The 7,623-nt window shown below is 69.1% G+C and carries 6 protein-coding genes; all 6 read left to right on the top strand.

Annotated features, from left to right (window positions below):
• A partial coding sequence (locus ABZ371_RS26080; RefSeq protein WP_358683880.1) for an FHA domain-containing protein occupies positions 1–396 on the top strand: 396 nt, incomplete at its 5' end.
• Positions 397–406: 10 nt separating this feature from the next.
• Positions 407–922, top strand: a complete 516-nt coding sequence (locus ABZ371_RS26085) for an FHA domain-containing protein (RefSeq protein WP_307126071.1) — start codon at positions 407–409, stop codon at positions 920–922.
• A gap of 141 nt (positions 923–1,063) precedes the next feature.
• Positions 1,064–2,539 (top strand): Stp1/IreP family PP2C-type Ser/Thr phosphatase, encoded by a 1,476-nt coding sequence (locus tag ABZ371_RS26090; protein WP_358683882.1) that lies wholly within the window; start codon positions 1,064–1,066, stop codon positions 2,537–2,539.
• A 22-nt stretch (positions 2,540–2,561) separates the two neighbouring features.
• Positions 2,562–3,962, top strand: coding sequence for an FtsW/RodA/SpoVE family cell cycle protein (locus ABZ371_RS26095; protein ID WP_358683884.1), 1,401 nt, complete (start codon positions 2,562–2,564; stop codon positions 3,960–3,962).
• Positions 3,959–5,416: a penicillin-binding transpeptidase domain-containing protein gene (locus tag ABZ371_RS26100; RefSeq protein ID WP_358683886.1), complete on the top strand. Its 1,458-nt coding sequence runs from the start codon at positions 3,959–3,961 to the stop codon at positions 5,414–5,416. The genes ABZ371_RS26095 and ABZ371_RS26100 overlap by 4 nt, the downstream gene beginning before the upstream one ends.
• Before the next feature lie 170 nt (positions 5,417–5,586).
• Positions 5,587–7,584, top strand: a complete 1,998-nt coding sequence (gene pknB / locus ABZ371_RS26105; RefSeq protein WP_358683888.1) for a Stk1 family PASTA domain-containing Ser/Thr kinase — start codon at positions 5,587–5,589, stop codon at positions 7,582–7,584.
• Positions 7,585–7,623 lie beyond the last annotated feature (39 nt).

Raw genomic sequence — 7,623 nt, forward strand, 5'->3', positions numbered from 1 at the left:
CCGCCGTCCTCGCCCCCGCCCATGCCCGCGGCCCCGCCGCCGGGTGCCGGGCGGCCCGGAGGCCCTTCCAGCGACTGGCGCCCGCCGGCCGCGTCCGGTCCCATGCCGGACGCGGCGGTGCGGCGCTGGATCGAGATCAACGGCACCCGCCATCAGATCTCCCGCCCGACGTTGGTGATGGGACGAAGCACCGACGCCGACGTGCGGATCGACGACCCCGGCGTCTCGCGCCGGCACTGTGAGATCCGGACCGGAACGCCCTCGACGATCCAGGATCTCGGGTCCACCAACGGCATCGTGGTGGACGGGCAGCACACCACCCGCGCTACGCTCCGCGACGGCTCGCGGATCGTCGTGGGCAGCACCACCATCGTTTACCGGCAAGCCGAAGGGTGAAGCGGGGGCAATGTCAGAGCTGACCCTGACGGTCATGCGGCTAGGTTTCCTGGCTGTTCTGTGGCTATTCGTAATCGTGGCCGTCCAGGTCATTCGCAGCGACCTGTTCGGAACGCGCGTCACGCAGCGCGGCTCACGCCGCACTGCCGCCGACGCGCGCCCGCAGCAGGCGCGTCAACAGCAGGCGGCACCCCCTCAGCAGCGCCAGCAGCCCGGGCGTCAGCGTCGCGGGGCGCCCACGAAGCTGGTGGTCTCCGAAGGGACGCTCACCGGCACCACGGTCGCGCTCCAGGGGCAGACCATCACGCTGGGGCGGGCGCACGACTCAACGATCGTGCTGGACGACGACTACGCGTCCAGCAGGCATGCCAGGATCTACCCGGACCGGGACGGCCAGTGGATCGTCGAGGATCTCGGGTCCACCAACGGCACCTATCTCGACCGGACCCGGCTCACCACCCCGACACCTGTTCCGCTGGGCGCGCCGATCCGCATCGGCAAGACCGTCATCGAGCTGCGGAAGTAGTACGACAATGAGCGAGCGGAGCGAGCGAGCCGCGGCGGTCCTGACCGAGGACCCGGCGCGGCTCCCGACCGGAGGGTGGGCAGTGTGGCTCGAGACCGGCTGGCGCGACAGTCGACCGGCGAGCCGACGGGCGAGGTGCGCATGAGCTTGTCCCTGCGCTTCGCCGCCGGATCGCACAAGGGCATGATCCGGGAGGGGAACGAGGACTCCGGCTACGCCGGCCCCCGCCTTCTCGCCATCGCCGACGGCATGGGCGGCCAGGCGGCCGGCGAGGTCGCCAGCTCCGAGGTGATCTCCACGCTCGTCCAGCTCGACGACGACGTGCCGGGCTCCGACATCCTCACCTCCCTCGGCACGGCGGTCCAGCGGGCCAACGACCAGCTGCGCGTCATGGTCGAGGAGGACCCCCAGCTCGAGGGCATGGGCACCACGCTCACCGCCCTGCTCTGGACCGGTCAGCGGCTCGGGCTCGTCCACGTCGGCGACTCGCGCGCCTACCTCCTGCGCGACGGCGTACTGACGCAGATCACCCAGGACCACACCTGGGTGCAGCGTCTCGTCGACGAGGGGCGGATCACCGAGGAAGAGGCCACCACCCACCCGCAGCGCTCCCTGCTGATGCGGGCGCTCGGCAGCGGCGACCACGTGGAGCCGGATCTCTCCATCCGCGAGGTCCGCACCGGGGACCGCTACCTGATCTGCTCCGACGGGCTCTCCGGCGTCGTCTCCCACCAGACGATGGAGGAGACCCTCGCCAGCTACCAGGGCCCCCAGGAGACCATCCAGGAGCTCATCCAGCTCGCTCTGCGTGGCGGTGGCCCCGACAACATCACCTGCATCGTCGCCGACGTGCTGGACGTCGACAGCAACGACACCCTGGCCGGGCAGCTCAACGACACGCCGGTCATCGTCGGCGCGGTCGCCGAGAACCAGGCCGCCCAGGCGAACGACGGCCGTGCCATGGAGACGCCCGCCGGCCGCGCCGCCGGCCTCGGCCGCCCCGTCCCCCCGCCCGCCGGAGGCTTCGGCCCTCCCGGCAGCGGTGACGACATGGGGTACGGCTCCGGCCCGGACGGCGCTCTGAGCTCGTACACCGACGACGACTTCGTCAAGCCCCGCGCCGGCCGCAGGTGGCTGAAGCGGTCGGTCTACATCGTGCTGGCCCTGGCCGTCATCGGCGGTGGCGTCTACGGCGGTTACCGCTGGACCCAGACCCAGTTCTACGTGGGTGCCAAGGACGAGAACGTGGCGCTGTTCCGCGGGATCAGCCAGGATCTCGCCTGGGTGTCGCTCTCCGAAGTGGAGGAGAGCACCGCGATCGAACTGAAGTACCTCCCGCCCTACCAGCGCAAGCAGGTGGAGGCGACCATCGCCGAGGGCAACCTCACGGACGCCCGCCAGAAGGTCGGCGAGCTGGAGGCACAGGCGTCCGCGTGCAAGAAGGACGCGCAGCGCCGCGCGGCCGCGGCGGAAGCCGCCAAGAGCCAGAACGAGAACGCCGACAGCACATCCGCCACGCCCCCTGCCAAGGGCGACAAGAAGACCGCGACCCCCACTCCCGGCCCCAGCCTCTCGGAGGAAGAGAAGAAGCTGGTCCCGCAGTGCGGTAAGCAGTAAGCCGTAGGGGGCCTTCAGCACCATGAGCGTTGTCACCAACACCACCACCATCGGGGCCATCGACGCGCCGAGCCGCCGCAACACCGAACTGGCACTGGTCGCCTTCGCCGTCCTGATCTCGGTGTTCGCCTACGCCAACGTGGGCCTCGCCCTCAACGGCGAACTGCCCGCCGGCATGCTCGGCTACGGCCTGGGCCTCGCCCTGCTCGGCGGCGTGGCGCACCTCGCCGTCCGGCGGTTCGCCCCGTACGCGGACCCGTTGCTGCTGCCACTGGCGACCTTGCTGAACGGGCTGGGACTGGCGTTCATCTGGCGTCTGGACCAGTCCGAACGCTTCCAGGCCCTCACGACCTTCGTCCCGGCGGCCTCCAAGCAGCTGATGTTCTCGGCCGTGGGTGTGGCCCTGATGGTGGGCGTACTCATCGCCCTCAAGGACCACCGCATCCTGCAGCGCTACACCTACATCTCCATGCTGGTGGCGCTGTTCCTCCTGATCCTCCCGATGTTCTTCCCCTCCGTGAACGGCGCCAAGATCTGGATCAAGATCCCCGGTGTCGGCACCATCCAGCCGGGAGAGTTCGCCAAGATCATCATCGCGGTGTTCTTCGCCGGATACCTCATGGTCAAGCGGGACGCCCTCGCCCTGGCCAGCCGCCGCTTCATGGGGCTCTACCTGCCCCGGGGCCGCGACCTCGGGCCCATCCTCATGGTGTGGGCGTTCTCGATCCTCATCCTGGTCTTCGAGACCGACCTGGGATCGTCCCTGCTGTTCTTCGGCATGTTCGTCGTCATGCTGTACGTCGCCACCGAGCGCACGAGCTGGATCGTCTTCGGTCTGCTGATGTCCGGAGCTGGCGCTGTCGGAGTGGCGACGTTCGAGCCGCACGTCCAGGACCGCGTCACCGCCTGGCTCGACCCGTTCGCGGGCTGGGGCAAGGAGATGGCGAGTGAGCAGATGGCCAAGTCCCTGATGGCCTTCGGATCGGGCGGCACCCTGGGCACCGGGCTCGGACAGGGCAACTCCGACCTGATCGGCTTCGCCGCCAACTCCGACTTCATCCTCGCCACCGTCGGCGAGGAGCTCGGCCTGGCGGGCATGATGGGCGTCCTGCTGATCTACGGCCTGATCGTCGAGCGTGGTGTCCGCACGGCGCTGGCCGCCCGCGACCCCTTCGGCAAACTCCTCGCGATCGGGCTCTCCGGCTCCTTCGCGATCCAGGTCTTCGTCGTCGCCGGCGGTGTCATGGGGCTCATCCCCCTGACCGGCATGACCATGCCGTTCCTCGCAGCCGGCGGTTCGTCCGTCATCGCCAACTGGGCGCTCGTCGGCATCCTGATCAGAATCAGCGACACCGCCCGACGCCCTGCCCCGGCCCCAGCCCCGTCCCCGGACGCCGAGATGACCCAGGTGGTCCGACCGTGAACAAGCCGCTCCGCCGCATCGCGATGTTCTGCGGCCTCCTCATCCTCGCCCTGCTCGTGCGCACCAACTACCTCCAGTACGTCCGGGCCGACGAGCTCAACACGAACGAGCACAACCGCCGCGTCGAGATCGAGCGTTACGCACACGAGCGCGGCAACATCATCGTCGACGGCGAACCGATCACCGGCTCCGTCGAGACGAAGGACAGCGACTTCAAGTACAAGCGGGTCTGGAAGAACGGACCCATGTGGGCGCCCGTCACCGGCTACTCCTCGCAGGCCTTCGACTCCTCGCAGCTGGAGAACCTCGAGGACGGCATCCTCACCGGCAACAGCGACCAGCTGTTCTTCGACCGCACCCTCTCGATGTTCACGGGCGAGAAGAAGACCGGCGGCAACATCGTCACCACCCTGAACGGCGCCGCGCAGAAGGCCGCCTTCAAGGGGCTCGGTGACAAGAAGGGCGCCGTCGCCGCGCTCGATCCGCAGACCGGCGCCATCCTGGCCCTGGCCAGCACCCCGTCGTACGACCCGTCCGTCTTCGCGGGCAACTCCCTCAAGGACTCCGACGCCCGGCAGAAGCTCCTCAAGGACGAGGACAAGCCGATGCTGAACCGGGCCCTGCGGGAGACCTACCCGCCCGGTTCGACGTTCAAGGTCGTCACCGCCGCCGCGGCACTGGAGAACGGCCTCTACACCGACATCGACGCGAAGACGGAGTCGCCCCTGCCCTGGCGACTCCCCCAGTCGACGAACCTGCTGCAGAACGAGGGCACCATCCCGTGCGAGAACGCCTCCCTCCGGGAGGCCCTGCGCTGGTCCTGCAACACCGTCTTCGGCAAGATGAGCGACGACCTCGGCAACGACAAGATGATCGAGCAGGCCGACAAGTTCGGCTTCAACAAAGAGGTCTTCACCCCGGTCCGGGCGGACGCGAGCGTCTACCCGAAGGACAACCGCCCGCAGAACGCGATGGCGGGCATCGGCCAGGCGTCCAACCGCGCCACGCCCCTGCAGATGGCCATGGTCGCCTCCGCCATCGCCAACGACGGCAAGCTCATGCAGCCGTACATGGTCGCCCAGCGGCAGGCCCCCAACCTGGACGTCATCTACACCCACGAGAAGGAGCAGCTCAGCGAGCCGCTCTCGGGGGAGAACGCCCAGAAGCTGCAGCAGATGATGGAGACCGTGGTCAAGGACGGCACGGGGAAGAGGGCCCAGATCGAAGGGGTGACGGTCGGCGGCAAGACCGGCACCGCGCAGCACGGCCTCAACAACAGCGAGAAGCCGTACGCCTGGTTCATCTCCTACGCCAAGACCGACAGCGGCTCCCCGGTCGCCGTCGCCGTGGTCGTCGAGGACGGCAACGCCAACCGCGACGACATCTCCGGTGGTGGTCTGGCCGCGCCGATCGCCAAGAACGTGATGAAGGCGGTACTCGACGGAAAGAAGTGACACTCGTCACAGCTTCTGTCCACACCGGCACGTAGCGATACCGGTCGGATATCGGCTGACGGGTGCGGGCCGATCACACCGGGCGCGCCCGGTAGCGTTAGCGCGAACAGCGCACCGCCGGACCACACACACGGGTGCGGTCGGGACTGACGGAGAGGGCTGGATCAGTTATGGAAGAGCCGCGTCGCCTCGGCGGCCGGTACGAGCTGGGCTCGGTGCTCGGCCGTGGTGGCATGGCCGAGGTCTACCTCGCCCACGACACCCGGCTCGGCCGCACCGTCGCTGTGAAGACGCTGCGGGCCGACCTCGCCCGTGACCCGTCCTTCCAGGCCCGGTTCCGCCGTGAGGCCCAGTCGGCCGCCTCGCTCAACCACCCCGCGATCGTCGCCGTCTACGACACGGGCGAGGACTACGTCGACGGTGTCTCCATCCCGTACATCGTGATGGAGTACGTCGACGGGTCCACGCTGCGCGAGCTCCTGCACTCCGGGCGCAAGCTCCTGCCCGAGCGCACGCTCGAGATGACGGTCGGGATCCTCCAGGCGCTGGAGTACTCCCACCGCGCCCAGATCGTCCACCGCGACATCAAGCCCGCGAACGTCATGCTGACGCGCACCGGCCAGGTCAAGGTCATGGACTTCGGCATCGCCCGCGCCATGGGCGACTCCGGGATGACGATGACCCAGACCGCCGCCGTCATCGGCACCGCCCAGTACCTCTCCCCGGAGCAGGCGAAGGGCGAGCAGGTCGACGCCCGCTCCGACCTCTACTCCACCGGCTGCCTGCTCTACGAGCTGCTCGCCGTACGGCCGCCGTTCGTCGGGGACTCGCCCGTCGCGGTCGCCTACCAGCACGTGCGCGAGGAACCGCAGCCGCCGAGCAACTTCGACTCCGAGATCACGCCCGAGATGGACGCGATCGTGCTGAAGGCGCTCACCAAGGACCCCGACTACCGCTACCAGTCGGCCGACGAGATGCGTGCCGACATCGAGGCGTGCCTCGACGGGCAGCCGGTCGCGGCGACCGCGGCCATGGGAGCGGCGGGTTACGGCGGATACGACGCCTACAACCACGACCAGCCCACGACGGCTCTGCGCCAGGCGGACCCGGGCGGCGCACCGACCTCCATGCTGCCCCCGGTGAACCCCGACGACGGCTACGGTCACGACGACCGGCCCGGGCGGCGGCGCCAGCAGAAGAAGAACAACACCTCGACGATCCTGCTGGTCGCCGCGGGCATCCTGGTGCTCGTGGGCGCGATCCTGATCGGCCGTTCGGTCTTCGGGGACAACGAGGGCAGCAGCGGTACCGTCCCCGTCCCCAAGCTGGTCGGCTCCACGCTCGAGGGCGCCCAGAAACTCGCGGACAACTCCGAGGTCACCCTGAAGGTCGGTGCCAAGGAGCCCTGCGAGAACCAGGACGAGGGCAAGATCTGCAGCCAGAGCCCGTCGGACGGCGAGATGAAGACGGGTGAGACCGTCACCGTCGTCGTCTCCACCGGTGCGCCGAAGATCGAGGTCCCCAACGTCCTGGAGAAGTCCGAGGAGACCGCCCGCAAGGAGCTGGAGGACAAGGGCTTCACGGTCGACGTCACCTCGGTCGAGTCCGACGCGACACCGGGCACGGTCACCAAGCAGGACCCGGAGGGCGGCTCGAAGGCCGCCAAGGACAGCGAGATCACGCTGACGGTGGCCAAGCAGGCACTGCTGGACCTGCCGGTGCTGAACCGCACGTACGCGGAGGCGGAAGCCCAGCTCCGGGGCATCGGCTTCACCAACATCAGCCGGACGGACGTGGACTCCGACAAGCCGAAGGACACGGTCGTCGGCCAGTCCCCCGAAGGCCCGAGCAAGCAGGCCAAGGACGTCCAGATCGTCCTCAAGGTCTCCAAGGGCCCGGCCCAGCCGGAGAAGGTCGGTGTCCCCGACCTGGCCGGCATGACACTGGGCCAGGCCAAGGCCGCACTGGCACAGGCCGGATTGCAGATCAACGTGCAGGGCGCGACCGACGACAACGCCAGGGTCGTGGGCTTCCAGCCTCAGGCGGGCCAGATGGTCGACAAGAACAGCGCGGTCAACGTGCAGGCCCTGCCGGGCAACAACGGCGGGGACAACGGTGGGGACAACGGTGGCGACGGCGGCGGCTTCTTCGGCGGCCGCTCGGGCTGAGAGGCCCGTACGGGCCGGCCTGCCGGCCACCGGCAGGCC

The organism is Streptomyces sp. NPDC005899 (assembly GCF_040629645.1).
Classification (GTDB): domain Bacteria; phylum Actinomycetota; class Actinomycetes; order Streptomycetales; family Streptomycetaceae; genus Streptomyces.